The organism is Pseudomonas sp. rhizo25 (assembly GCF_031931935.1).
In the GTDB taxonomy this organism is placed as follows: Bacteria; Pseudomonadota; Gammaproteobacteria; order Pseudomonadales; family Pseudomonadaceae; genus Aquipseudomonas; species Aquipseudomonas synxantha.
Window position 1 is genome coordinate 30,236 of record NZ_JAUJXA010000019.1, and the last position, 23,363, is coordinate 53,598.

24 protein-coding genes are annotated in these 23,363 nt (G+C 60.4%); 10 read left to right on the top strand and 14 right to left on the bottom strand.

Features of this window, described 5'->3' with window-relative positions; translation table 11 throughout:
• Window positions 1–15: 15 nt before the first annotated feature.
• Window positions 16–1,215 carry a TPM domain-containing protein gene (locus QZR30_RS25165; protein WP_068967369.1) on the top strand — a complete coding sequence of 400 codons (1,200 nt, stop codon included), beginning with the start codon at window positions 16–18 and terminating at the stop codon, window positions 1,213–1,215.
• A 177-nt stretch (window positions 1,216–1,392) separates the two neighbouring features.
• Here the strand turns inward: QZR30_RS25165 and QZR30_RS25170 are convergent, their stop codons facing one another.
• Together QZR30_RS25170 and QZR30_RS25175 are read right to left on the bottom strand one after the other, a co-directional pair.
• Window positions 1,393–1,884: a GNAT family N-acetyltransferase gene (locus QZR30_RS25170; RefSeq protein ID WP_046068542.1), complete on the bottom strand. Its 492-nt coding sequence runs from the start codon at window positions 1,882–1,884 to the stop codon at window positions 1,393–1,395.
• A gap of 367 nt (window positions 1,885–2,251) precedes the next feature.
• Window positions 2,252–3,667, bottom strand: a complete 1,416-nt coding sequence (locus tag QZR30_RS25175) for a purine-cytosine permease family protein (protein ID WP_311904473.1) — start codon at window positions 3,665–3,667, stop codon at window positions 2,252–2,254.
• 252 nt (window positions 3,668–3,919) lie between these two features.
• Between QZR30_RS25175 and QZR30_RS25180 the strand changes: the two genes are divergently transcribed.
• Window positions 3,920–4,831, top strand: coding sequence for a LysR substrate-binding domain-containing protein (locus QZR30_RS25180; protein ID WP_056846247.1), 912 nt, complete (start codon window positions 3,920–3,922; stop codon window positions 4,829–4,831).
• A 119-nt stretch (window positions 4,832–4,950) separates the two neighbouring features.
• On the opposite strand, the gene argE is transcribed toward QZR30_RS25180, so the two are convergent.
• The 5 genes from argE to QZR30_RS25205 form a co-directional block, all read right to left on the bottom strand.
• Entirely contained in the window at window positions 4,951–6,096 is a 1,146-nt protein-coding gene (gene argE, locus QZR30_RS25185) for an acetylornithine deacetylase (protein WP_311904474.1), read from the bottom strand.
• Window positions 6,093–6,770, bottom strand: coding sequence for a DUF1028 domain-containing protein (locus tag QZR30_RS25190; protein WP_046068538.1), 678 nt, complete (start codon window positions 6,768–6,770; stop codon window positions 6,093–6,095). The genes argE and QZR30_RS25190 overlap by 4 nt, the downstream gene beginning before the upstream one ends.
• 11 nt (window positions 6,771–6,781) lie before the next feature.
• Entirely contained in the window at window positions 6,782–7,192 is a 411-nt protein-coding gene (locus tag QZR30_RS25195) for a RidA family protein (protein ID WP_046068537.1), read from the bottom strand.
• A 24-nt stretch (window positions 7,193–7,216) separates the two neighbouring features.
• Entirely contained in the window at window positions 7,217–8,548 is a 1,332-nt protein-coding gene (locus QZR30_RS25200; RefSeq protein ID WP_411741014.1) for a flavin-containing monooxygenase, read from the bottom strand.
• Window positions 8,549–8,678: 130 nt separating this feature from the next.
• Window positions 8,679–9,281, bottom strand: a complete 603-nt coding sequence (locus QZR30_RS25205) for a LuxR C-terminal-related transcriptional regulator (protein WP_046068535.1) — start codon at window positions 9,279–9,281, stop codon at window positions 8,679–8,681.
• A gap of 183 nt (window positions 9,282–9,464) precedes the next feature.
• Between QZR30_RS25205 and QZR30_RS25210 the strand changes: the two genes are divergently transcribed.
• Entirely contained in the window at window positions 9,465–11,078 is a 1,614-nt protein-coding gene (locus tag QZR30_RS25210) for an ATP-binding response regulator (protein ID WP_046068534.1), read from the top strand.
• On the opposite strand, the gene QZR30_RS25215 is transcribed toward QZR30_RS25210, so the two are convergent.
• On the bottom strand, window positions 11,068–11,403 hold the full coding sequence (locus QZR30_RS25215; protein ID WP_046068533.1) for a hypothetical protein: 336 nt from the start codon (window positions 11,401–11,403) through the stop codon (window positions 11,068–11,070). The genes QZR30_RS25210 and QZR30_RS25215 overlap by 11 nt on opposite strands.
• Window positions 11,404–11,578: 175 nt before the next feature.
• Here QZR30_RS25215 and QZR30_RS25220 point away from each other — a divergent pair, with 175 nt between their 5' ends.
• Entirely contained in the window at window positions 11,579–12,061 is a 483-nt protein-coding gene (locus QZR30_RS25220; RefSeq protein ID WP_311904475.1) for a GNAT family N-acetyltransferase, read from the top strand.
• On the opposite strand, the gene QZR30_RS25225 is transcribed toward QZR30_RS25220, so the two are convergent.
• The 3 genes from QZR30_RS25225 to QZR30_RS25235 form a co-directional block, all read right to left on the bottom strand.
• Window positions 12,045–12,536 (bottom strand): HIT family protein, encoded by a 492-nt coding sequence (locus tag QZR30_RS25225; RefSeq protein WP_046068531.1) that lies wholly within the window; start codon window positions 12,534–12,536, stop codon window positions 12,045–12,047. The two genes, QZR30_RS25220 and QZR30_RS25225, sit on opposite strands and share 17 nt — an antisense overlap.
• Before the next feature lie 230 nt (window positions 12,537–12,766).
• Window positions 12,767–13,249: a copper chaperone PCu(A)C gene (locus tag QZR30_RS25230; protein WP_046068530.1), complete on the bottom strand. Its 483-nt coding sequence runs from the start codon at window positions 13,247–13,249 to the stop codon at window positions 12,767–12,769.
• Complete coding sequence (locus QZR30_RS25235; RefSeq protein WP_043050409.1) at window positions 13,249–13,857, bottom strand: SCO family protein; 609 nt, start codon at window positions 13,855–13,857, stop codon at window positions 13,249–13,251. Before QZR30_RS25235 ends, QZR30_RS25230 begins: the two co-directional genes overlap by 1 nt.
• A 194-nt stretch (window positions 13,858–14,051) precedes the next feature.
• On the opposite strand from QZR30_RS25235, the gene QZR30_RS25240 reads away from it, so the two are divergent.
• The 5 genes from QZR30_RS25240 (at window position 14,052) to QZR30_RS25260 (ending at window position 20,877) form a co-directional block, all read left to right on the top strand.
• Complete coding sequence (locus tag QZR30_RS25240; protein WP_046068529.1) at window positions 14,052–14,435, top strand: DUF2946 domain-containing protein; 384 nt, start codon at window positions 14,052–14,054, stop codon at window positions 14,433–14,435.
• A 62-nt stretch (window positions 14,436–14,497) separates the two neighbouring features.
• Window positions 14,498–15,043, top strand: a complete 546-nt coding sequence (locus QZR30_RS25245; protein ID WP_046068528.1) for a putative natural product biosynthesis protein — start codon at window positions 14,498–14,500, stop codon at window positions 15,041–15,043.
• A gap of 152 nt (window positions 15,044–15,195) precedes the next feature.
• Window positions 15,196–15,753 (top strand): cytochrome b, encoded by a 558-nt coding sequence (locus tag QZR30_RS25250; RefSeq protein ID WP_056846240.1) that lies wholly within the window; start codon window positions 15,196–15,198, stop codon window positions 15,751–15,753.
• Window positions 15,754–16,107: 354 nt separating this feature from the next.
• On the top strand, window positions 16,108–20,580 hold the full coding sequence (locus QZR30_RS25255; RefSeq protein ID WP_311904478.1) for a hypothetical protein: 4,473 nt from the start codon (window positions 16,108–16,110) through the stop codon (window positions 20,578–20,580).
• Between the two features lie 90 nt (window positions 20,581–20,670).
• Window positions 20,671–20,877, top strand: a complete 207-nt coding sequence (locus QZR30_RS25260) for a hypothetical protein (protein WP_046068526.1) — start codon at window positions 20,671–20,673, stop codon at window positions 20,875–20,877.
• A 169-nt stretch (window positions 20,878–21,046) separates the two neighbouring features.
• Here the strand turns inward: QZR30_RS25260 and QZR30_RS25265 are convergent, their stop codons facing one another.
• From QZR30_RS25265 to QZR30_RS25275, 3 genes are all read right to left on the bottom strand, one after another.
• On the bottom strand, window positions 21,047–21,523 hold the full coding sequence (locus QZR30_RS25265) for a hemerythrin domain-containing protein (protein ID WP_056846237.1): 477 nt from the start codon (window positions 21,521–21,523) through the stop codon (window positions 21,047–21,049).
• Window positions 21,524–21,845: 322 nt separating this feature from the next.
• Entirely contained in the window at window positions 21,846–22,406 is a 561-nt protein-coding gene (locus QZR30_RS25270) for a type 1 glutamine amidotransferase domain-containing protein (protein WP_046068524.1), read from the bottom strand.
• Between the two features lie 30 nt (window positions 22,407–22,436).
• Complete coding sequence (locus QZR30_RS25275) at window positions 22,437–22,940, bottom strand: DUF4142 domain-containing protein (protein ID WP_043050416.1); 504 nt, start codon at window positions 22,938–22,940, stop codon at window positions 22,437–22,439.
• Between the two features lie 197 nt (window positions 22,941–23,137).
• Here QZR30_RS25275 and QZR30_RS25280 point away from each other — a divergent pair, with 197 nt between their 5' ends.
• Window positions 23,138–23,362 (top strand): hypothetical protein, encoded by a 225-nt coding sequence (locus QZR30_RS25280; protein ID WP_046068523.1) that lies wholly within the window; start codon window positions 23,138–23,140, stop codon window positions 23,360–23,362.
• Window position 23,363: the final 1 nt, after the last annotated feature.

The following is a 23,363-nucleotide window of genomic DNA, read 5'->3' on the forward strand; positions in this document are numbered from 1 at the left end:
TTCAGGTAACAAAGCATGGTGATGATTCTGCGGCAATCGGTGTTGAGTCTATTGGCCCTGTTGCTTGTCGGCGTGATGAGCCTGGCCCAGGCTGACCCGTCGCCTATCGGGGTGGCCCTGGACCAACGGGTGATTGATCTGACCAATACCCTCGACGCCACCACCACCCAGCGCTTGAAAAACCAACTCGCCGAGCTTGAACAGCGCAAAGGTGCGCAAGTCGCGGTATTGCTGGTGCCGACCACCGGCAGCGACGGCATCGAGGACTATGCCAACCAACTGTTCCGCGCGTGGAAGCTGGGGCGCAAGGACGTCGACGACGGCATCCTGCTGGTAGTGGCCAAGGGCGACCGCAAGGTGCGCATCGAAGTGGGCTACGGCCTGGAAGGCACGGTCACCGACCTGCTGGCCCACCGCATCATAGAAGAGCGCATCACCCCGGCGTTTCGCCAGGGGGACTTTGCTGGTGGTGTCCAACAAGGTGTGGATGCGCTGATCGTGTTGGTGGACGGCGGCGACCTGCCCAAGGTGGCCGGGCCCGGGGTCAACCCCCAATTTATCGCGATACTGGCGGCGTTTGTCCTGGGTGGCCTGGGTGGCGTGCTGCTCGCCGCCGGCAAGCTGCGTTGGCGCAAAGGCTTGATCCTTGCGGTGGCGGCCACGTTGTTGCTGGCACTGCTCGGTGGCGGTCAACAATGGCCGATGTTCCTGTTTGTCATGCCGCTGACCCTGTTGATTGGCGGCGCCACCTTCGGTGCCTTGTGGCAGGTACGCCCGCTGTTCTACGGCGTGATCGGGCTGCTGGTCTATAGCGTCGGGTTGGTGGTTGCGGATCACTATGTGGACGTCAGTTTTATCCATTGGCTGCTATGGCCGCTGTGCGTAGGGGTAGTGCTGGGCTTGTACCTGGTGCTGCTGCTGATCATGAGGCACACCTGGAGGAGCAGCCGCGCAGGGTTTTTCGTGCGACTGCTGGCGGCGTTGGCCGTGTACGTGGTCGCCGGGCTGGTGATTGATGGCGGACGCGATGGCTGGCTGCTGGCGTTTCCCATCGCATCGTTTGTCGCGCTGATTATCTTTGGCAAGGTTGGCGAGGGGTCTGGATCTGGCTCGGGCGGCGGGTCCGGTTCGAGTTCCAGCAGCTCCAGCTCCAGCAGCAGTTCGTCTGGTGGCGGTGGTTCCAGTGGCGGTGGTGGGGCTTCTGGCAGTTGGTGACGCGTTGGTTGATGCCCAATTCAGACGTGGGAGCGAGCAAGCTGGCGCCCACATTCAGGCTGTGATTCGGCTCTGGCAGGGTTTGTAGCCCGCCCAGCCTTTAAAGCCTGGGTTAGGCTTTTACCCAACCGGGTTTTACTCTTGGCAACATAAATACGATGATTTCCATGAAGGGCGCTACAGCACCATCACCATCTCATGCCACGCCATCCCACCGTGATCCGACGGCGACGGGCGCACATAGGTGTAGCCCATGCGGGTGTACAACGGCACATGCTGCTCCTTGCACATCAGGTGAATGGTCTGCTTGCCCAGCGTACGCATGCGTTGCACGAACTCAGTCATCAGGGTTGTTGCATAGCCTTTGCCCTGATGCGCCGGGTCGACCACTACCGACATGATCACCACATTCTGTGCCTCGGGTGAATGACCGACCAACTCCTTGAAGGCTTCGTCCGACATTACCACCTCGTGGGCGCAGCCTGAGTTGATAAACCCGACCACATCGTCGTCTGCTTCCAGGATCAGAAAACCCTGGGGATACTGCGCGATGCGCGTGGCGATCTTTTCCAGGGTGGCGGCTTCGTCGCCTTCGTAGGCGCTGGTTTCGATTTCAAAGCAGCGGTGGGCGTCAGCGGGGAGGGCGTTGCGCAAGGTGAGGGTGGGCATGGGTGTTTCCTGGGGCGTTGAGCGAAAGGCCACATCATAGAGAAACATTGGGTGTATGGCACCGGAAGGCTATTTGCTTCGAGGGGAAGAAGTGAGGTTCAACTGACCCATGCAGATCCAGATCAAGAGCGGCTCGCTTCGCATCGTGGTTACGTATCGGGGGCAAGCCCCCTCCCACAGTTGACCGAGTTCGACATATCCTGGCGGTAGGTTTGAGTTCTTCAAAAACCAGAAAACCCGCCGAGGCGGGTTTCGTCACAGCCTTGCTGCTGCGAAACAGACTGGGGGGCGACTGTGCTCGGGTTCGCAGACCAGGAAGAATCACCCCCGGCAGACCCGAAGGTCTCCCACGCACAGCTGCCGTTAATCAGACCCCACCCACCAACTTGCCCCCATCCATGCGGCGCTTATACGCACTGTCGCGACTCGCCAACCAGAAGTACAACGGCGACGTCACCACCAACCCCACCACCCAGGACAGATCCGCACCGTTGATGTGCTCGGAAATCGGCCCCACGTACAGCGGTGTGTTCATAAACGGAATCTGCACCGCAATCCCCACCGCATACGCCAGCAACGCCTGGGGGTTGTACTTGCCGTAGATGCCGCCATCCACGCGAAAGATCGAGGCGATGTCGTACTTGCCTTTGTGGATCGCATAGAAGTCGATCAGGTTGATCGCCGTCCACGGCACCAGCACCACCAGCAGCACCAGCACCATGTCGACGAAGTGGCCGATAAAGTCCTTGGAGGCGAACACTGCCGCAATCGAACAGGCGGCCAGCACGATGATGGAGATCACGGAGCGGCTTTTGGCCGTGGGGATCCAGCGGTAGGCGAAGGTCTGCACCAGGGTGATGATCGACAGTACCGCGCCGTACAGGTTGAGGGCGTTGTGGCTGATCACGCTGAGCAAAAACAGCACCAGCATCAACGGGCCGATGGCCCCGGTGGCGAGTTTGACGGCGTCCATGGTGTCCATGCCTACCGGGGTGGCGAGCACGGCGACGGCACCGAAGATGAAGGCCAGGCTCGAACCCAGGGCCGAGCCCAGGTAGGTGGTCCAGAAGGTCGCGGCGACGGGTACGTCGGCCGGCAGGTAGCGGGAGTAGTCCGAGACGTACGGCGCAAAGGCGATCTGCCACAGCGCAGCCAGGGAAACAGTCGCCAGCCAACCGGAGATGTTGAAGCTGCCGCGGGTCAGGAAGTCGGTGGTCTGCACGTGGGTGAAGATGTAGCCGAAGCCCAGCACGATGCCGGCGCCCAGCACCCAGGTGCCAATACGGTTGAGCACGTGGATAAAGCGATAGCCGATGATGCCGATGATGCCGGAGCCGATGGCGCCGATCACAATGCCAACCGGCACGGGCACCGCGTCGACCACGCCGTGCAGGGATTTACCGGCGAGCACGATGTTGGACGCGAAGAAACCGATGTACATCACCCCGGCAATCACCACCACCAGCAGCGCACCGAGGGAGCCGAACTGGGCGCGGCTTTGGATCATCTGCGGGATGCCCATCTGCGGGCCCTGGGCCGAGTGCAACGCCATTAACACACCGCCAACCAGGTGGCCGACGAGGATGGCGACAATGCCCCACACCAGGTTGAGGTGGAACAGTTGCACACCCAGTGCGCCGGTGACGATCGGCAACGGCGCAATGTTGCCGCCGAACCATAGGGTGAACAGGTCTCTTACCTTTCCATGGCGATCTTCCGGGGGCACGTATCCAATCGTGTGTTTTTCGATAAGCGGGGCGCTGGATGTTGCAGTGGTAACCATGACGAGCTCCAAGGCAAGGTGAGTACGTTGACGTACTTCGCTATGCGCTGCACGGGGCGGCGCTTTGTTGTTGGAGTGATCATCTGCAATGGGCGCGGGGAGGTAAATTAGTAAGTTTGTTGCTATAGACCTTAAAAAAAGTATCTCGCGCAGATTTTTGCTCCGGTATGTTGCATGGGCTCGAATCGATGAAAAAAAGCGCGATTTTTTCGCACTTGTTTGGGGCGAAATCCCACGTTTATGGAGGTGCCGATGGCTGCCTATAACCTGCGCCAGCTCAGATATTTTGTGACAACTGCCGAATGCGGCAGCGTCGCCGAGGCGTCGCGCAAGCTGTATATCGCCCAGCCGTCGGTGTCCACGGCGATCAAGCACCTGGAGGAGAGTTTTGGCGTGCAGCTGTTTATCCGCCATCACGCCCAGGGCGTTTCGCTCACCCCCAGTGGCGCGCGTTTTTATCGCAAGGCCCTGGAGCTGTTGCGGGTGGCCCATGAGTTCGAGCAGAACGCCCTGGCGGACAATGATGTAGTGGCGGGGCAGATCGATATTGGCTGCTTTGAAACCGTGGCGCCGCTGTACCTGCCGCGTTTGATCGCCGGTTTCAAGGCGCGCTGGCCGGGGGTTGAGATCCGTATTCGCGACGGCGAGCAGCAGGAGCTGGTGCAGGCGCTGACGGCAGGCAGTATCGATGTGGCGATGCTGTTCGAACACGACCTGGGCGGCACCATCGAGACCACGTCACTGATGCCGCCGCAACAGCCTTATGCGTTGCTGCCGGCCGATCACCGTTTTGCACAACAGGCCAAGGTGTCCCTGGCCGACCTGGTGCTGGAGCCGATGATCTTGCTCGATGTGCTGCCCAGCCGGACCTATTTCGTGAGCATCTTTGAAGAGCGCGGGCTGACGCCCAATATCGTGTTCAGCTCGCCGTCCATCGAGATGGTGCGCGGCATGGTGGGGCGCGGCTTCGGGTTCTCGATCCTGGTGACCAAGCCGTTCAGTGAGTACACCTATGATGGGCAGAAGGTGGTGTGTATTCCGTTGGCGGAAACGGTGACGGGGTCGGGGTTGTCGGCGGTGTGGCTGAGGCGGGCCCCGCTGACCAAGCCGGTGCAGTTGTTTGTGGATTACTGCCGTGAAGAGCTCGCACGGTTACTCGGCTGAACGCAGGACCCAGTGTGGGAGGGGGCTTGCTCCCGATGGCGGTGTGTCAGTCACAGCTGCTTTCACTGCCACTCCCTCATCGGGAGCAAGCCCCCTCCCACATTGGATCTGTATTTTCTTCAAATCTGAATCGAGTCCAGCATCCTTCGCAGCATGGCATCGCAGCCGTCGAGCTGTTCCACACTCACAAACTCATCCGGCTTATGCCCCTGGTCCATGCTCCCTGGCCCGCACACCACGGTCGGAATACCCACCGCATCAAACAACCCACCTTCGGTGCCAAACGCCACGGTGCCAAAGTCCCGCGAGCCTGAGAACGCGGCGATCAACTCCGCTGCCTGGCTGCGTTCATCCGTGACCAATCCCGGGTAGGCCGACAACTTGGTAAACCGAATCGAACTCTGCTTACTCACGGCCTGCATCTTCGGCAGCACCTGCTGCATCGCGTACGCTTGCAACTCTTCAGCCACTTCACCTGGGTCCATGGCAGGCAGGGCGCGCACTTCGAAATCGAAGCGGCAATCGGCGGGCACGATGTTCAATGCCTTGCCGCCGCTGATCATGCCGGTCTGTACCGTGCTGAACGGCGGATCGAACCTCGGGTCCTGGCGCGAGCGCAAACGCTGGCCAATACGGCCCAGCTCGCTGATCAATTCGGCGGCGTGTTCAATCGCATTCACCCCCGAGGGCGCATACGCCGAATGGCATGCGTGGCCCTGCACATCGCAGCGCATAGCCAATTTGCCCTTGTGGCCCAGCACCGGTTTGAGTTCGGTCGGCTCGCCAATAATGCACAGCATGGGTTTTACCGGGCGCAGCTCCAAGACCGCGAGTAGCGAGCGCACACCGAGGCAGCCGACTTCCTCGTCATAGGACAGGGCGATATGCACCGGCAGGCGCAACGGCGTCTTGACCAACTCCGGCACCAGCGCCAGCACACAGGCGATATACCCCTTCATGTCGGCAGTGCCGCGCCCGAACAGCTTGCCGTCACGCTCGGTCAACTCGAACGGCGGCAGTGTCCAGGGTTGCCCATCCACCGGCACCACATCGGTGTGCCCCGACAGCACGATGCCTGGCAGTTCTACCGGGCCGATGCTGGCAAACAGGTTGGCCTTGCTGCGCTGCGCGTTATAGACGAGTTCACTGGCTACACCAAATCCGGCGAGGTAATCGCGCACAAACTCGATCAACTGCAGGTTGGTTTCGCGGCTGGTGGTATCGAACCCCACCAGCGTGCGCAGCAATTCGCGGCTGCGGCTCATCGGTCGTCTCCGGCCACGCCGTAGCCGGGGGAGCGGTCGGGGGCGAGGGCGCGGTCGATATAGTCCTGCACTTGCGGGCGGTAGGCGTCCCAGAGTGATTGAAGTTCGACAAGGGGGGCTTCATCGGCCCAGTCCACACGCAGATTGATGATCGGCCAGGTCAGCTCGCCCACCACCACCAGCGCGGCAGAGTGCACCGGACCGGCTTCGCCACCGGCGGCGATGGCGGCATGCATGGCCGCCAGCAGCCGGTCTGCCAGTTGCCCTTCACCCTGTTCGAAGGCGGTGACCATCGCCGTGATGACTTCGCGGTCGGCGAGCATATTGCCCGCCGCCACGCATTGCTCGCCCGATACCGCATGATGGGTACCCAGGGTCTGGCTGCCGCTGAAATGCACGCTGCGGCCCAGGTGGTCAATCGCCGTCACTTGCCGGTATTGGCTGTAGCCGTTGCGCGTTAGGGCTTGGTCGAGGGCCTCGGCCGGAGCCAGGCCCTGTTCCAGCAGGTCGAGCACGTCCGGGCCGAGGGCGGGCAGGGTGATGTTCTGGGTCGACACCGCGCCCACACCGGGCCGCAGCCACGGGCAGCGGGCGCCCACGGCAATGCTCGATGAGCTGATGGCGATGCCCAGCTGGCCGGTTTCCGCACAACGGCCGACGATGGAAAAGGTCATGGCTAGCCTCCTTACTCTGGAATAACCGCGATCACATCGATTTCCATCAGCCACTGTGGCTGGCCGAGGGCCGAGACCACCAGCCCGGTGGAGATCGGGAACACGCCTTTGAGCCACTTGCCGACTTCTTGGTACACCGGTTCGCGGTAGCGCGGGTCGATCAGGTAGGTGGTGGTCTTGACGATATGGCTGAGGTCGCTGCCGGCTTCTTCGAGCAGTTGCTTGACGTTCTTCATCGCCTGTTCGGCCTGGGCGCGGGCATCGCCAAGGCCCACCAGGTTGCCGTCGAAATCGGTACCCACCTGGCCGCGTACATACACGGTGTTGCCGGCGCGCACCGCCTGGCACAGGTCGTTGTCCAGGCTCTGGTTGGGGTAGGTTTCTTTGGTGTTGAACATGCGGATGCGAGTGTGGGTAGGCATCAAAAAAACTCCAGGAAAAAGTGCTCAGGCGCTGACAGGGGTGTGGTGAACAACCGGTGCGGGTTCGCGGTACTCAAGGTACTGACGCTGGATGGCGATGTGGTCGGCCACGTATTTGGCGTCGTGCCACACACCCCAGATGAATGACGAACCACGCCGCGATTGCCACGGCAAGCCGAGGAAGTAGATGCCCGCTTCACTGGAGACCCCGCGCTGGTGCTGGGGCTTGCCGGCGGCGTCGAAGGCGTCGACTTTCAACCAGCTGTAATCCGTGGCAAACCCGGTAGCCCAGATGATCGAGGTGATGCCGGCCTGGGCCAGGTCCAGTTGCAGGATCGGGTTGCTGATGCATTCGGCATCGGGAAACACGCGACGCGCTTCGGGCTCCAGCGGCAGGTCGAGGCCGTTGCGCTCGATATAGGCGTCAGCCGCATCCAGCAGGGCCAAGTAGTTTTCGTCGCCGCGGGCCAGGTTTTCCACCAGGTTGGGCTGGAAGGTGGCCACGTTGCCGTCAAAGGCTTGGGTCAGGCCGACCAGGGTCATGCCTTGCTGGGCCAGTTCACGGAAGTCGATGGTCTTGCCGCCGTGGGCGCCGCTGACCGCGATGGTCACATGCTCGCGGCCGGGCTTCATCGCCACCTGGTCCCATTCACCCAGCACCCCCAGCCACCAGCAGAAATCGCGGTTGCGATAGGCGCGGGGCGGGCGGTCATGGGCGCCGACCGACAGGTACACCCGGCGCCCGGCGCGCTGCAATTCATCGGCGATCTGCACCCCGGAAGAGCCGGCGCCCACCACCAATACAGCGCCCGCCGGCAGTTGCCCGGGGTTGCGATAGTCGGCGGAATGGATCTGGTGCAGCGCGGTGTCTTTGGGCGCAATGGCCGGAATCACCGGCTTCTGGAACGGCCCGGTGGCAGCCACCACGCGGTTGGCTTCGATCACACCTTCGCTGGTGTGCACACTAAAACCGGGACGGCCGACGTTGCGTACCACTGAGGTGACGTCCACCCCGGTGCGGATCGGTGCATTGAACTTGCGTGCATAGGTTTCAAAGTAATCCGCCACGCGTTCTTTGGGCGCGAAACCATCGGCGGGCACATCAATGAATTCCAGGCCGGGGAAGCGGTCATGCCAGGCCGGGCCATTGGCGACCAACGAGTCCCAGCGCCCGGTGCGCCAGCGCTCGGCGATACGGCTGCGCTCCAGCACCAGGTGCGGCACGCCTTGCTTGCTCAGGTGCTCGCTCATGGCTACGCCAGCTTGACCCGCTCCCACTACCAGCGTGTCTATTTTTGTTATTGCTTGAGTCATGTGTCTGTCCTTGCGTAATGCAGTTGGATTCAGCTTGGGCATGACGTCAAGTTAGGCGGCGGGGGGGGATTAATAAAATATTATTAAGCTGGGAATTGAGCATAAATATCGGATGCAGAGCCGTGAAGGGCCGACTGCTGCACCTCGGTCTAATGTGGGAGGGGCGGTGGACCTACAACTCTCCGGAATACTTCACCGCTGCTGCCGCCCGTGACGGCACGTCCAGCGTGCGCAGCAGCGATGACACATGGATACGCACGGTAAACGGCGAGATATCCAGGGCCTTGGCAATTTCCTTGTTGGTCTTGCCCTGGGCAATCAGGCGCAGCACTTCCCGCTGGCGGGTGGTGAGGGTGTGAGTGCCCAGCGGCAGCAGGCCCGAAGGCGCGAACTTGACCAGCACTTCGCCGTCGCGGATCGCCAGCAGCGCCTGGCCGATCTCGTCGGGGGTGATGTTCTTGCCGATAAAGCCGTCCATGCCCAGGGCCATGACCTGTTCGATCAGCGCGGCGTCGTCGACCATCGACACCACGATCAGGGTGGTACGTCGCAGTTGCTGGCGCAGTTCGGCCAGTTGGCTGATGCAGGTCAGGCCGGGGAAGCGCAGGTCGAGGATCAGGGTGTCGACTTCGCCAGCCTCGCGCAGCAGCGCATTTACCGTGGCCAGGTCGCCGGCCTCTTTCACCTGGGCATCGGGCAACAGGCGTTGCACGGTACGCGCCATGCCTTCGCGAAACATCGGGTGGTCGTCGGCGATGATGATCCGGCCGGTCATGGTGTGCTCCTTCCTGGGGCAAGGGTGTGCTGAGGCATGTTACTTTACCCCTCTCAATACTGTAGGAGCGAGCTTGCTCGCGAAGGACGCACAGGCACCGCGTAATATCAGACAACACGCGTTATCGGTAGCGTTTTTCGCGAGCAAGCTCGCTCCTACAGTGGATATGTCAAGGATATGACTATGGGTCTCGAGACCAACTCTGAACTCGACCAGGCTAACCTGCGCATTGTGGTGGCCACCATCGCCATTGTGTATATCAGCCTACTGGGTTTCCTACCCGGGCACTCGCTGGACACCTACCTGCCGGTGATCCTGTATATCTTCATGTTCCTGCTGGCGTCCATCGTGTTGCGCCAGGTCATCGCACGTTGGCCCGGGCATTACCCGGCGCGGCGCATCTTCGGCATGCTTCACGACTACACCGGCACTTCGTTCGGCCTGGTGGTGGGCGGTGAAGCGGCGTTGCCGCTGTATGCGGTGATGGTGTGGGTGAACCTGGGCAACGGCATGCGCTACGGCTCGCGCTACCTGGCGATTGCCACGGGGCTGGCGTTGCTGGCGCTGTTGGTGGTGTACCAGCTCACGCCGTTGTGGCAGGCGCAGCCGTTCATGGTGCTGATGCTGATGATCACCAGCACGGTGATCCCGGTGTACGCCCATATCCTGCTGGAGCGTACGCGCAAGGCTTCCGAAGAAGCCATCGCCGCCAACCTGGAAAAATCCCGTTTTCTCGCTCAGGCCAGCCATGACCTGCGCCAGCCGATCCACTCCATCGGCCTGTTCACCGCCTGCCTGCGCGAAGCCCGGCTGGGGGATGACGAGCGGCGGCTGGTGGATAACATCGACCGTTCGCTGCTCAACGTGTCGCAACTGTTCCGTTCGATTCTTGATCTCTATACCCTCGACAATGGCCGGCTGCTGCCCAAATACCAGGTGATCCACCTGGGCGACTTCCTCGCCGACCTGATGCGCCAGAACGCCGAAGCCGCACGCTGGGCCGGCGTGGAGCTACGCTTGCGGCCTTGCACCCACTGGGTACTGGTGGACCCGGGTATGTTGGCGACCATGGTGCAGAACCTGCTCTCCAATTGCTTCAAATACGCTGCACAACGGCCAGTGCTGGTCGGCGTGCGTATTCGCGATGACGGTCTGGTGGTGGAGGTGCATGACCAGGGGCGGGGGATTGCCAGGGAGCATCTGTCACAGGTCTTCGAGGAGTTCTATCGCGTGCGCCAACTGCGTGACAAGGACGTCGAAGGCGTTGGCCTGGGGCTGTCCATCGTCAAGCGCCTGGGGCAATTGATGGGGCTGCGCGTGAGCCTGCGTTCGCGGGTGGGCCGTGGCACCTCAGTAAGCCTGCATGGCCTGGCACTCGCCACTGCGCCGGTTCAACCGACATTGCGCGCCGATGCGCGCCAGGCCGGCCTGCTCACGGGTTTGAAAGTGTGCCTGGTGGAAGATGACCACAACGTACTGCTCGCCACCCAGGCCCTGCTGGAGCGCTGGGGTTGCGAGGTGCAGGCCGAGTCCAGTGGGCAGGGCCTGGTGAGCGACTGCGACATCATCGTCGCCGACTATGACCTGGGCAACCACGCCACCGGTATCGAATGCATCGATCAGCTACGCCAGCAACGTGGCTGGGCGGTGCCGGCGTTGATCCTCACCGGTCATGACGTGGAGAAAATCCAGGCCGCGTTGCACGACCGTCAGATCGCAATACTCTCCAAGCCGGTGCGCCCAGCGGAACTGCGCGGCAGGTTGCGCGACCTCAGACGGGAAAACATTACTGCATGAATGGCGTCAGCCCGTTGCCACGTGCGCCTTTGGGCTGGCAGTAGGCGGCAGGTTTCATCAGGCCAAAGCTGGCGATTGCGAACGCACCGCCGCTGGCGCCGCTGGGTACGGAGCAGTTGTATTCGCCGGATGCGGTGTTGGCCACATAGTAGGTGGTCATGGAGTCGCTGCGCACATTGGAGATACGTTTTACCGGCTCGCCCAGGTTGGTCTCCGAGAGCGTCTTGAGATGGTCTTCGGTGGGCTTGATATTGCTGCAACCGGCTACGCCGATGATCAGGGCGCCCAGCAGGGCAAGGCGAGTAACGGGGGAGTGGAGTTTCATGGTGCTTCTTCCTTGGGGTTGTTATGGTTTTTCCAGCGCACAACGAACCCGCGCGCAATGGATGCGCGGTGCCGGAGGAGCGTTGGAAGTGCCGGGGAATATAGCGCCGCAGGTGGGAAGGGTCGATTAGCACAAATGGGCTAATGGCAAATTGAGGTCACACAAGGACATTGCAATGCTGGAGATAATCCGCGCGACACCCGAGGACGCCAACTGCGCGTTTGACATCCGCCGCGACGCCATCCTTGGCCAGTGCATCGGCGCCTACAGTGCCGAGCAGCTGGCGCTTTGGACGCGGGGCAAAGCCGCCGATGGCTATGACACGCTGATGGACAAATTGTTTTACCTGGGGTGGGTGAATGGCGTGGCCGTCGCCACCGGCATGCTCGATCTTGATAACAATGAAGTGGGGGCGTTATTCGTGCGGCCTGGGTTCACCGGACGTGGATATGGCAAGGCGATGCTTGACCATTTGGAGGACGTTGCGCGACTGAGGGCCATTGAAGAGGTGATGCTCGATTCCACCTTGAATGCGGTGAGTTTCTATCGGGCGTGTGGTTATGTGGGCGATGAGCAGGCGGTGTATCACTCGCCGTCGGGGCTGGCGCTGGCGTGTATTCCGATGGTGAAGCGGCTGCGTGTCATGCCTGAGGCTTGAATGCCGCACGCAGTTGCTCAATCACCTGCTCAACCCCCGGCCCTTGAATCTGCGGGGGTGTAGTGCTTTCGCCAAACTCACGCCATACAAACAGGGTCAGTTCGGCCCCATCGGTCAGTGTTTCCTGGAGTTCCTGGGCGCCAAAACGCTGCAGTGTGCGATAGCGTTCATCCTGCCAGAAGGCTTGCTCTACCCAGTCATAGACGGGGATGAAGTGAAAGTGCAGCGGCAAGCCTGGCATATGACCGTAACGGCTGATGTACAACCATTTTGGCTGGAGTTGGGCTTGCATCACGCGCTGGATGTTGGCGAGCAAGCCGCCCAGTTCGGCCAGCGCGGCGTCAGGCATATCGGCGAGCGAATCGATCGGTGCCTGGGCGCCCAGCATCAGGTAGCCCGGCAGCTTTGACGCCTGGTGGTGATTGAGCAGCCAGTGCTCGGTCTGGTGCAGGATGAAGGCGGGGGCGATCTGCATAGGCGCGCGTCCATGTGGGTTGGAGCGGCAGGATAACAAGTATCTTTGGATTGGTTGTATTCGGTCAAAATGTGGGGCTTGTCCTAATGCCAGTCAGTTAAGGCTTTTGTAGGAGCGAGCTTGCTCGCGAAAAACTCACAGGCGCCGCGCTCATTCAGGAAGCACGCGTTATCGTTGACGTTTTTCGCGAGCAAGCTCGCTCCTACAAAGGGCCCTCTGCCACAGCCCAATCAATGCATCTTGCTATGGTCCATCTTGCTGTGGTCCATGCCATCCAGGCCACGGGCGGCAGCCTTTACTTCAACCGTCTGCTTTTCACCCTTGGCATCCTGCACCGTAAGGGTCAGCGGCACCTGGTCGCCTTCCTTGATCTGGCCGGTCAGGCCCATCAGCATCACGTGGTAACCGTTCGGGTCGAGCTTGACGGCTTTGCCAGCAGGCAGGGCCACCGAGTCCACCGGGCCCATGCGCATCACGTCGTCCTTCATGCTCATTTCATGGATCTGCACGTCCTTGGCCACCGGCGAGGCCACGCTGAGCAGTCGGCTGTCGCTGTCGGCGGTGACGGTCATGAACGCGCCGCTGGACGGCTGGCCTGCTACTGAGGCGCGCACCCAGGCGTCGGTGACCAGTACCTGGGCGCTGGCGTGGGCGGCGATGCCCAGCAGGGTGAGGCCCAGGGTCAAGCGTTTGAGGTGTTGAACGGCAGTCATTAGCAGACCTCCATGACGGTGAGCAGGTCTTCTGCACACTCTTGAGCGGTAAGGGATGCCTGCAAGCCAAGGCGCAGGTTGCCACGGGTGTCGAACACGAAACTGGTGGCGGTGTGGGACAGGGTGTAGGTGTCGCCGGCAGGGATCTTTTCATAAAAGATCCCGAATTCCTTGGCGGCCACGGCGATTTCTTCCGGGGTGCCGTAGAGCGCTTCGAAGCTGGGGTCGAAGGCCTTGACGTATTTGTCGAGGATTTCGGGAGTGTCGCGCTCGGGGTCCAGGGTGATGAACACCACCTGCATGATCTCACCGTCGCGGCCCATCAGCTTCTTGGCCTGGGCGGCGCGGGCCAGGGTCGTCGGGCAGACCGCCGGGCACTGGGTGAAGCCGAAGAACACCACCGGCATCAGCCCACGGTACGAACTCAGGGTGACGGTTTCGCCGTCGGTGTTCTTGAGCTTGAAGGTGCGGCCCATGATCTTGTCACTGAGGTCCTTGCCGTATTTGAAATTCAGCTTGGGGCTGTAGTCACAGCCGCCCAGCAGGCTGCCCAGGCCCAACAGGCCCATGCCGGTCAGCACTTTGCGGCGGGTGAATAACGTACTCATTAACTGTGCATCCTGTGAAACGCCTGCATTGCTCTGGATCTACACATCAGGCTTTGAAAGCCAGGCTTTGAAACGTAGAAACGAGGAGGGCCCACAGTCTAGCAACCCTGGCTGGCCCACGTAATCTGCGACGTTCTGCCACAGGGGCGCGCCGCACTTCATCCTTTTGCGGCTTCGGTGGTAGAGTCGCCGCCATGAAATTGCGCCATTGTGACCGTTCGCTGATCGCCTGGGCCCTGTACTTTTGCGTGCTGATGAACCTGTTCGCCTGCGGTTTAGGGCATGGTCAGATGATGGGCCAGCAACTCAATGGCATCGGTGGCCTGTTCTGTTCAGCCGACGGCGGCCAGTCGCCGGTTTCCGATAAAGGGTTGGCTAACCCGAATTCCAGCAACATCTCGAACTACTTTGCCTGCCCGGTGTGCAGCGCCGTTACCGTCGCCATTGTCTTCCTGATTGGCCTGGCGTGGCTGTTGGGCCAGGCGCAAACCCCGCGTCCTGCCCATGAGCGGCGCAATAAGGCGCCACCGCGTTACTCCTGGCCCTCGGCCAACCCCCGCGCTTCCCCAGACTTCTGACGTGTGCCTTGGGCCCCCTGTGACCAGGGGGCGTTCTATCGTCACGACTGTGAGTGCGACCCATGAATCATCAATTGCCTGCAGGCGCCAACCGCCTGGTCAGCAAGGCATCTCGCCGCCTGCGCGCGGAGCCGACGCTGCCCGATTACCCGAGTAACTCCCGCTGTTTCGTGCACCTGGATGCACGCCTGTTGCCCCATTGGCACACGTTGTTTGATATCTGCCCGGCACTGCTCAAGCTCGACCCGCCGGAGGGGCTGAACCTGTTTCGCAGTTTCATGACCTGGGCCTACCGCAATCAGCCGGCGCTGGATTGGACCTACCACCTGAGCGTGTGCCGCTGGCTGCTGGGCTCGACTTACCGGGCGCAGATCGACGACGAGCCTATCGAAGCCTTTATGGCAGCCTCGGCGGCGTGTTGGGTCAATACCGATCAAAGCCAGGCCCTGGGCATAGTGCTGGCCTGGCAAGGTACAAGGGTTTTCGATTGGAAGGGCGTGCCGTTACCTGGTGTCGAGCGCCAGCTGTTGCCCGCTCCGACAGGGGACGTTGCCTGGTGCCCATTGACCCGCCAGGCGGGTTTCAGCGCGTGGTTACCGGTGCCTTGAGGCGCTGTGCGACGCGGCTGACGGCATCGCCCTGGTGGTATTTAATGAGCTTGTAGGAATTACCTGATTTTTCCTACTGCCTATGGGAATGGTGTTTTTTTACCGGCAGGAGTGCGATGTTCACCTTAGATATCAAAAAAAAAGAGGCCGCGATGAAGGATACTTTCGAGACACCCCGTTCCCCTGATGATCACTACGATGCTGTCAGCCGAACACTGCATTGGCTGATGGCTCTGGTGTTCACCTGGAGCTATTGCACGGCAGTGGCCCATTACCTGGCGTCCGATTCTGCGCTGGACAAACTGCTATGGCCCTACCACAAGCCCGCGGGCCTGCTATTGCTGGTGCTGCTGATACTACGGGCCGGCTGGAACCTGCTGCAGCGCCACAACCGTCCGCCGAGCGTCAACCGCCTGGCGTCATTCGGGCATGGCGCACTGTATGCGTTGATGTTCCTGATCCCGACTATCGGGCTGCTGCGCCAGTACGGTTCCGGGCGGGAATTCTCGGCATTTGGCCTGACCATCATGCAGGGGTTCGAGGGTGAGAAAGTGCAGTGGATGATCGACCTGGGCCGGGATTTCCATAGCGAACTGGGGTGGGCGATGCTGGTGTTGATTGTCGGTCACATCGGTGCGGTGATCCTCCACGCGCTGCGAGGCGATACCCGGGTGTTGCGGCGTATGCTGGGCAAGGTTCGCCGGGTCTGAGTGCATGACTTCCTTGCATCACAACACCCTGTCGCTGACGGTCATCGACCCTCGTGGCTTGACCGTACGCAACGTGACTTACCACCACCATATAGCCGAGCCGCCGCCCCAGGCGTTCGTCACCTTCAGGTGTTCGACCCCCGGGGCTTCTTGCAGCGGTAATGGGACCCACGGCTGTTCAGGCGGATCCGAAGTCGCGTTTCCAGCGACGGGTATCGATCTGTTCATCTTTGCTCACAGGATTTACTGGAACCTGGCAGTGCAAAGATCTCACCCAGGCGAGGCACGTTAAGGAAGATCACTACACCGATTGTCATCAGGGACGAATGGCCTCACTCATCTGAGAACACTCGAATGTCCACTGCTATCGCCAGCCATCGTCCGCGCCTGGAGTTTATTTCACCCCCCCTCAGCCCTCTGTCGTTGCACGCATCGACCCTTGCGGAGGTGGAGGGGATTGCGCCCGTACGCGCCAATCGTTCAGGCCTGCTAAGCGGGCTGCAGATCACCAACCAACGCCTGCTGCTCAACGAGTACCAGGCCCTCAACCAGCAAATCCAGGGCCTGATGGACAGGCAGCCAACCCGCACCGACTCGCCGGCGGAGCAACCAGGCCAAGCCTCTGAAGAACCGTCGCCGTTGAGCCCTTCGCGGTTCTGGACTGAAGCGCGCCCGGGGGAGGTCAACCCTGAGCCCGCGCAAAACCAGCTGTTGGCCATTCATCGGCAAATGCTTTCGACCCTGGCCGCGCTGCTTGTAGAGGACGGCACGTTGTCATTGGCCGCCAAGGCGCTGATCGATACCGCGTTCGAACATCCCACCCTGGCCGAGCGTGAACGCGCCATACCGGATGGCGAACGGCCTGGAGTCTACCCGCTCAAGCTCGATACGCCCATGCCTGACGGCACGCTGATGGCGGGCAGCTTCCTGATCACTCGCGCCGATGGGTCGTCACAGACGCGTCGGTATGACAGCCCCGACGCCGACCGGACCTTGCAGCCTGGGGATCAACAAGGCCTTACGGTGTTGTATACCCCGCGTGATGGCTTCGAGGTATTCAATACGCCGGCGCAGGCCTTGCAGAGGGTTCGCCGGCGTATCGCCGACGACCCAGACGCCGCGCAGCAGTTCAAGCACAGCCTGCCCCTGGCGACTCAGCACAGCCTCAAGCCGGGCTGGGAAAACCAACTGAGCCAGGCCCTGGCGCCACTGCACAACGACGTGATTGCCGCAGGTGTACAGCAACTGCTGGAGGGGCTGGAGCAAGGAGCTGACCTGGCGCCCCATTTCGACGGCAGCGATGCGCTGTGGGCTCGCAATGAACGCCTGCTGGAGCGCCTGGATAGCCTGGATGCGCGCCAGGCGCTGGGCCAACACGTGGAGAACCAGAAAAACTGGCAATACCTGGCACAACAACTTGCCCTGGCTGCCCAGCGCCTGCCGGAAACGGCTACACCGCGGGAGGTGGCGGCGGTGTTGAAAAGCGCGCCGATGAATGTGGCCCCGGGCTCGGCCCAGCATGTGCCCTACATCCTGGAGCCTGGAAAGGCGGTGACCCTGGAAGCCTTCATGGTTGAAAACGGGCTGCCTTTGCCCACGACCCAAAGCGAGTTGCTGGCGCTGGCACGCACCGTGGCGGGGCGTGCCCTGCAGCACCCGTTCGGCAACTTCGGCGGCGCCTTGTCCTGGCCGATACCCTTGAGTGCCAGCGAGCAGCAGGTGCTTCGGGCAACCGCGATTGAACAGGCAAGCCAAGCTTCGGATTCAGCTCAAGAGCCCGCGGCACAGGGTTTGCTGGACTATTTGAACCGGCATGTGCAACTGTCGGGCGCGGCACTGGAAGACCCGGTCAAGGTGCTCGAAACCTTGGTCACTTCCAGCGAGGGGCAGGTGCTGGGCCGGGCCGCACAAGCCAAGTTGAATGGCATCGCCACGGACACCAGCGTCAATGACTACACCCTGGCTGCGATCCAGCTGGCGCTGGATCCGGAGTCGATCACCACGCCTGGGCGCAATCGGGTGGCCGGTTTCGACCTGGCGGCGCCTCAATATGCGTTCCAGCCGCCCTCGGTGGTTGTCGAAGGCCTGCGCCAGCATTTGATCGATACCGAACGGGTTTCACCGGCACTGGCCCAGACGGCGGCGCATGCGCTGTTGATGCGGGCAGCGCCGCAGTTCCTGGTCAAGGATATTCCCGACACGGTGCTTTACGGCAGCCAGGCCTGGGCGAATCTGTGCATCGCGGTGGCCGCCGCAGGCACGGGGAACAACTTTGCCGAAGTGATGGTCAACGCGGCTGGCTTGGGCGCCGCCCCCGAGGCGGCACAAAGGGCAGCGCTGGTGGACTGGGGAGTGGCCAATAACCTGCTCGATGCCAAGGACGACGCGCTTTATACCCAGGCCGATATCGATAGGGTTCATGCGGCGTTTATGCATCAGCAAGCGACCCTCCAAGAGGGCTCGGCCTTGCAGGACACGGTGATGCCCGATCGTCGGCAGATGGCCATGGACTTGCTCAAGCAGACCTTTGGCGACACCGTATCTTTCGAGGACAAGGTGTTTTCCAGGCTATCCGATACCTTTCCTCCCAAGCCCGGCAAGCCTTATTCCATGCTGGATATCGTCATGGAACAGGTGCAGATGGACAGCCGCTGGAGTATCAAGAAAGGCACTGAGGGAGTTGACCTCAAGGCGTTTGTCGCCTTTACCAAAAGCCCGGCGTTCAATATTCAGGAAACCTTCGATAAAGCCTTCTCAGTGGCTACGGACAATCATAAACAAATCAAGAAGCTGTCGGTCATCAATGCATTGACCAACCTGTCGCCTGAAGACAAGAAGAACCTCAGTACCGGGCAACTCAAGTATTACCAGGAGAAAAGCTACAGGATCAGTACGCTCCCTTTTGTCGGACCGACGTTATTCCACACCAGCCCAAAAATACTGGTCACGGCGCAAAACGGCAGCACGCTTTCCAAGTATGAATTTGATACGGAAAAAGGCGTTATCAGGAATATCGGCAACAGGCCTGTGCCACGCGACCCGGAATACGTGGCGGACGAAGTCAGCAAGGTCGAGGAGTTCTTCCCCGACATAGATAAAAGTAAAACCGTGGAAGGGCTGCGTACGTTCGCCAGCTACCTGCCGTTCAATCCGGCGCTGACTTGGGTGAATACCGACAGCTACAAACGCGACCGCCTCGATGAAGAACAACCGTCTACAGCGTCTGCGCCATACATGTTCGTCAACCCGCGTGCCCACCATATCGCTGACTCGATCGTCAAGGCGCTGGATCTCGACAACCCCGCCATCCGCAAAGCCGCGGCAGGCACCACGTCTTCCGAGCAGCGCGCCGAACAGACTCACACCTTGAGGAATGCCTTCCTGGACCTGATTCCGTTTCGTTCGGCCATTGTCAATTTCAGGGACGGCAACTACAGCGAAGGGATCAACGATGTGGCCTTTGATATCTTCGGTTTTATCACCGCAGGAGTCGGCGCCGCGGCCAAGGCTGGAAGAGCCTTGAGCAGTACCGGGTCGGCGCTGGGCAAGGCGCTCAAGGTGACCAAGATCATGGTGCCGCCGTTGCTCAAGGAGCTCAACCCACTCGAAGGCGTGGGTGACGTGCTCATGGGTGCGGGAAAAGTGCTTTACGAGGCCGGCACTGCCGCCAGCAACGGCCTGCGAACCCTCAAGGGCACGGCGGGGCGCGACGCACTGCGTGCGGCGAGCAACCGCTACGACGCTGCGGCACTTGGCACCTTCAAGATCGATGAGCAAGCGGTGCAGGGCTCTGCTGTGCAGCACAATGGGCAATGGTATGCCTACGATGCGCTGACGCAGAAACCTTATGGCCCGCCCAAGACGTTTTCCTCAAGCAATACATTGATTCCGCAGTCGCCCATCCTGCGTGTTGCCAGCAGGGTGGAGGGCGTGCGGCACAACCCACTGAGCAGAAGCGCCCGCCCGGCGAAACCCGCCGCCAGGGTCCCTTTGCCGATGGATGAATATGCAACCAGCAAGCAAACCAATGGAGCACTGATTCCCGACCATTTCACACCGGATAGGATCAAGTTCACCCGGCAGAAATTCACACTCGAAAAAAACGGTCACCTTCAAGATTTCGTCCAAGGCGGTGGTATACAACGCCCCACAATTCCCGAGATCGCCGGTGAGACACCTAATGAATTGGTCGCCAAGGCCTTAGAGCAAACCGACGTATTGGTCTTTGGCGAAAATCACGATGAAATCGCCTCCCTGATAGTGATACGTGACGCCATGCCGACGTTCAAGGAAGGGCAAGTCGAAGCTATCTTCATGGAAAGTATCTCACTGGACGAGTATGGGCTTAACTATGACGGAGCGCTCAGGAACGGCAATCCAGAAAGGGCCAGGCTTTACGAAGAGGTGCTGGCGGCCGCTGAGAAATACGACATCGCTATCATGCCCCTGGAGCACCGCTATTTGACCCGGCACGCAGACGCCCCAGGTTATTTCGACGGCCTGTCAACACTCCCCAGAGCTTCCCCCGAGCGTATGGCATTGTCCAGGCAACGTCTTGACGAAGTGAACTATTACGGTGCCAAGCAAGTGCTGAAAAATGAACTGGGGGGCAAGTCGGTCGTCTGGGTCGGCCGCTCACACATGAACACCTCCGAAGGCGTGCTCGGTATTGCCGATTTGACCGGTGGCATTGGCATCGGGGTTTATCAAAAGCCGGGTATCGAAAAAAGTGTAGGTCGTAAAGCCGAAGGGCATCCCGATCCTTTGGCCAGCCTGTCCGTGGCGGATGACACGGCGGGCGACTTGCAAATCGATATCAAGGTGTAATCCGTCAGGCGCTGGGGCACTCAGGTTTAAATTGGATGGAACCCTCAGGCCAGATACTTGACCTAATGCATAGACCTCAGGAGGTGATTCATGCAAGTAGACTATATCTGGATCGTATTGGCGGTGGTTCTGCTGCTGGCGGAGTTGTGGGCAATCAACGTCGTATTACGCAGCACTGGTGGCTGGGAGACCAAGGGGCTGTGGCTGGTGATCCTGATCTTCGTGCCGTTGCTGGGCTTGATTGTGTGGGCGCTGTTCGGGCCCAAGCGCGAGATGGCCTCAGCGCGTAAAGACTGAGGTGCAGGGTTGGCTGCATGCCAACAGGTAGTGTGTTTAACAATGCCCCGTATCGCAAGATACGGGGCATTGTTGTGATAGCGGTAGAAAAGCCACAGCACGCAGACGCTATCGGATCGGGCGCCTGTGATTGCTTCTGCCGCCATGGCTGAGCACTTGGGCCAGGCCCTCAGGCAGCCAACGGTTTGCTGGCGTGCGCCTTTTTATAGGCCGCTTTCATCGCTTCCATTTCGGCGCCCAGTTCGTCTAGCACCGCCTTGCCCAGCAGTTTCTTGGCCTGGGGGAACATTTCGGTTTCTTCCTCTTCGATGTGGTGCTCAAGCAACTCCTTGACCACTTTGACCCGCCCGGAAAACTCGGTGGACGATGGGTCGGTCTGCTTCAGGTCGGGCAGCACCAGTGTGTCGACGGTGCGGTGCTCTTCCTTGGCTTCGTGGTACATGATGTCCTGCTCCTTGCCGCCGGCTTTGCGGAAAGCGGGGTAGAGGATTTCCTCTTCGAGCTGGGTGTGCAGGGTGATTTCCATCTCGAGCTTGGCCAGCAACTCGGTACGCTTTTTAACCCCGCGCTCGGTGGATTCACTCAATTGGGTCAGCAGGGTCTTCACGCGCTCGTGGTCGGCTTTGAGAAGGTCGATGGCATTCATGTAGAACCTCACGGTAGTGGACGGGCGTGTCGAAATGCACGCCTCGTATTAAGGCTATTGCATCAGGCGTACCAACTTTTTCTTCTGAATATTTATGTTTAAAATCAATTATTTATAAGTTAAGCAATGATTGGCTTTCGTGCAGCTTGCATGGTCGGGCTCCCGCAGGATTGCACAATGCTGCCCCGGGCCAAATGTGAGAGGGGGCTTGCTCCCGATGGCGGTGAGTCAGCTACACATAAGTTGACTGAAACACCGCTATCGGGAGCAAGCCCCCTCCCACATTTGGATCTCCAGCGTCCTGGAGATTTTTATCTCGTGATCAGCCGGCGACAGCCTTGGCAATCGCCTCGTTGAACGCCGGCAAGTCGTCCGGCGTACGTGAGGTGATCAAGGTCCAGCCGTTGGCCTTGCACTCCTTGACCTCGGCATCGACCACACCCGCAGCACCTGCGTTTTCAAGGTCGATGCGCACGCTTTTATAGGAAGTCAGGGTCTTGCCCTTGACCACGCCAGCATCGATCAGAGCCCATGGCCCGTGACAGATGGCCGCGATGGTTTTACCGGCGTCGGCAAAGTCCTTGATCAAGCGCAGCGCTGCTGCGTCCTGGCGCAAGGTATCTGCATTCACCGTGCCGCCCGGAATGACCAGCGCATCGAAGTTGCCGCTGACCACATCCGACAATTGCACGTCGGACTCCACGGTGCCGTCCTTTTCGGTATCGCCGACAAAGGTCTGGGTGGTGCCGCCTTTGCTGGAAGCGTGGGTCACGGTGGCGCCGTAGCCCCGCAGGGCTTCCAAGGGTTTGAGCAGCTCGTCGCGCTCGATGCCGGTATTGGAGGTGATGATCAGGATTTTCTTACCGTTGAGTTGCGCACTCATGAGCGGATATCTCCTGTGTGGGTGAGTGAATTACTTGGCGTATTTGCTTTGCAGCTCCTTGGCCATTTTCAGGTGTTTTTCCAGGGTCGGCAGCTTCTCGCTGGCAAAAGCCTTCAGCTCGGCGTTGTCCGAGGAAGTCGATTCTTTCTTGAAAAGTTCGACGGCTTCTTCATGGGCATTGACCTGGTTGTTGGCATAGGCCTTGTCGAAGGATTCGTCGCGCATCTCGAGAATGGCTTTCTTGGCCTTGTCCATGAGCGCGGCATCATCCGGCACTTCAAGATCATGTTTCTTGGCCAGTGCCATCAGTTCCTGGTTGGCCTTGGTGTGGTCGTCGACCATGTGCTGGGCGAAGGTCTTCACGTCAGCCGAACTGCTTTTTTGCAGGGCGAGCTTGCCGGCCTCGACTTCGGTGATACCACTCTGCGCGGCCTTGTCGACGAAGTCATTGGAGGTCGCCGCCATGGCAACGGAAATCGAACCCGCAGCCAGTGCGAAGGTCAGGCCCATCTGTTTCATCAGCTTGCTAGTCATGGTGAATCTCCTTATGGATGACGTGATGTCGTTACCTGAGTGTTGAGCCGGCGGCCGCGCAAAAGGTTTAAATTTTTTTTGCGTTTTTTTCGCCAGCGGTGACGAGGGCAATTTCCTTGAACTATCGAATTTCGTCGGGCTCTTCTGCATAAGTGCCTGCCAATTTTCGCAGGCTCGCATCTGCCAGGAGATACACCGTGACTGACCCCAAGACTGCCGACAAAACCCCCAACCCCATCAGCTCCGAAGACGCCCAGAAAGGAGCCGCAAAACCCGCCAAGGGGCAGACCCTTGAGCATCCGGACCCAAAGACAGAAGCCGTCGACAAGGTCCTGACCCCGACGTCGATCAAGGAAACCGAGCGCCAGACTGACGCCATCAATGAGCAGGCCGACAAGGCCGAGCGCAAGCTGGGCCACTGAG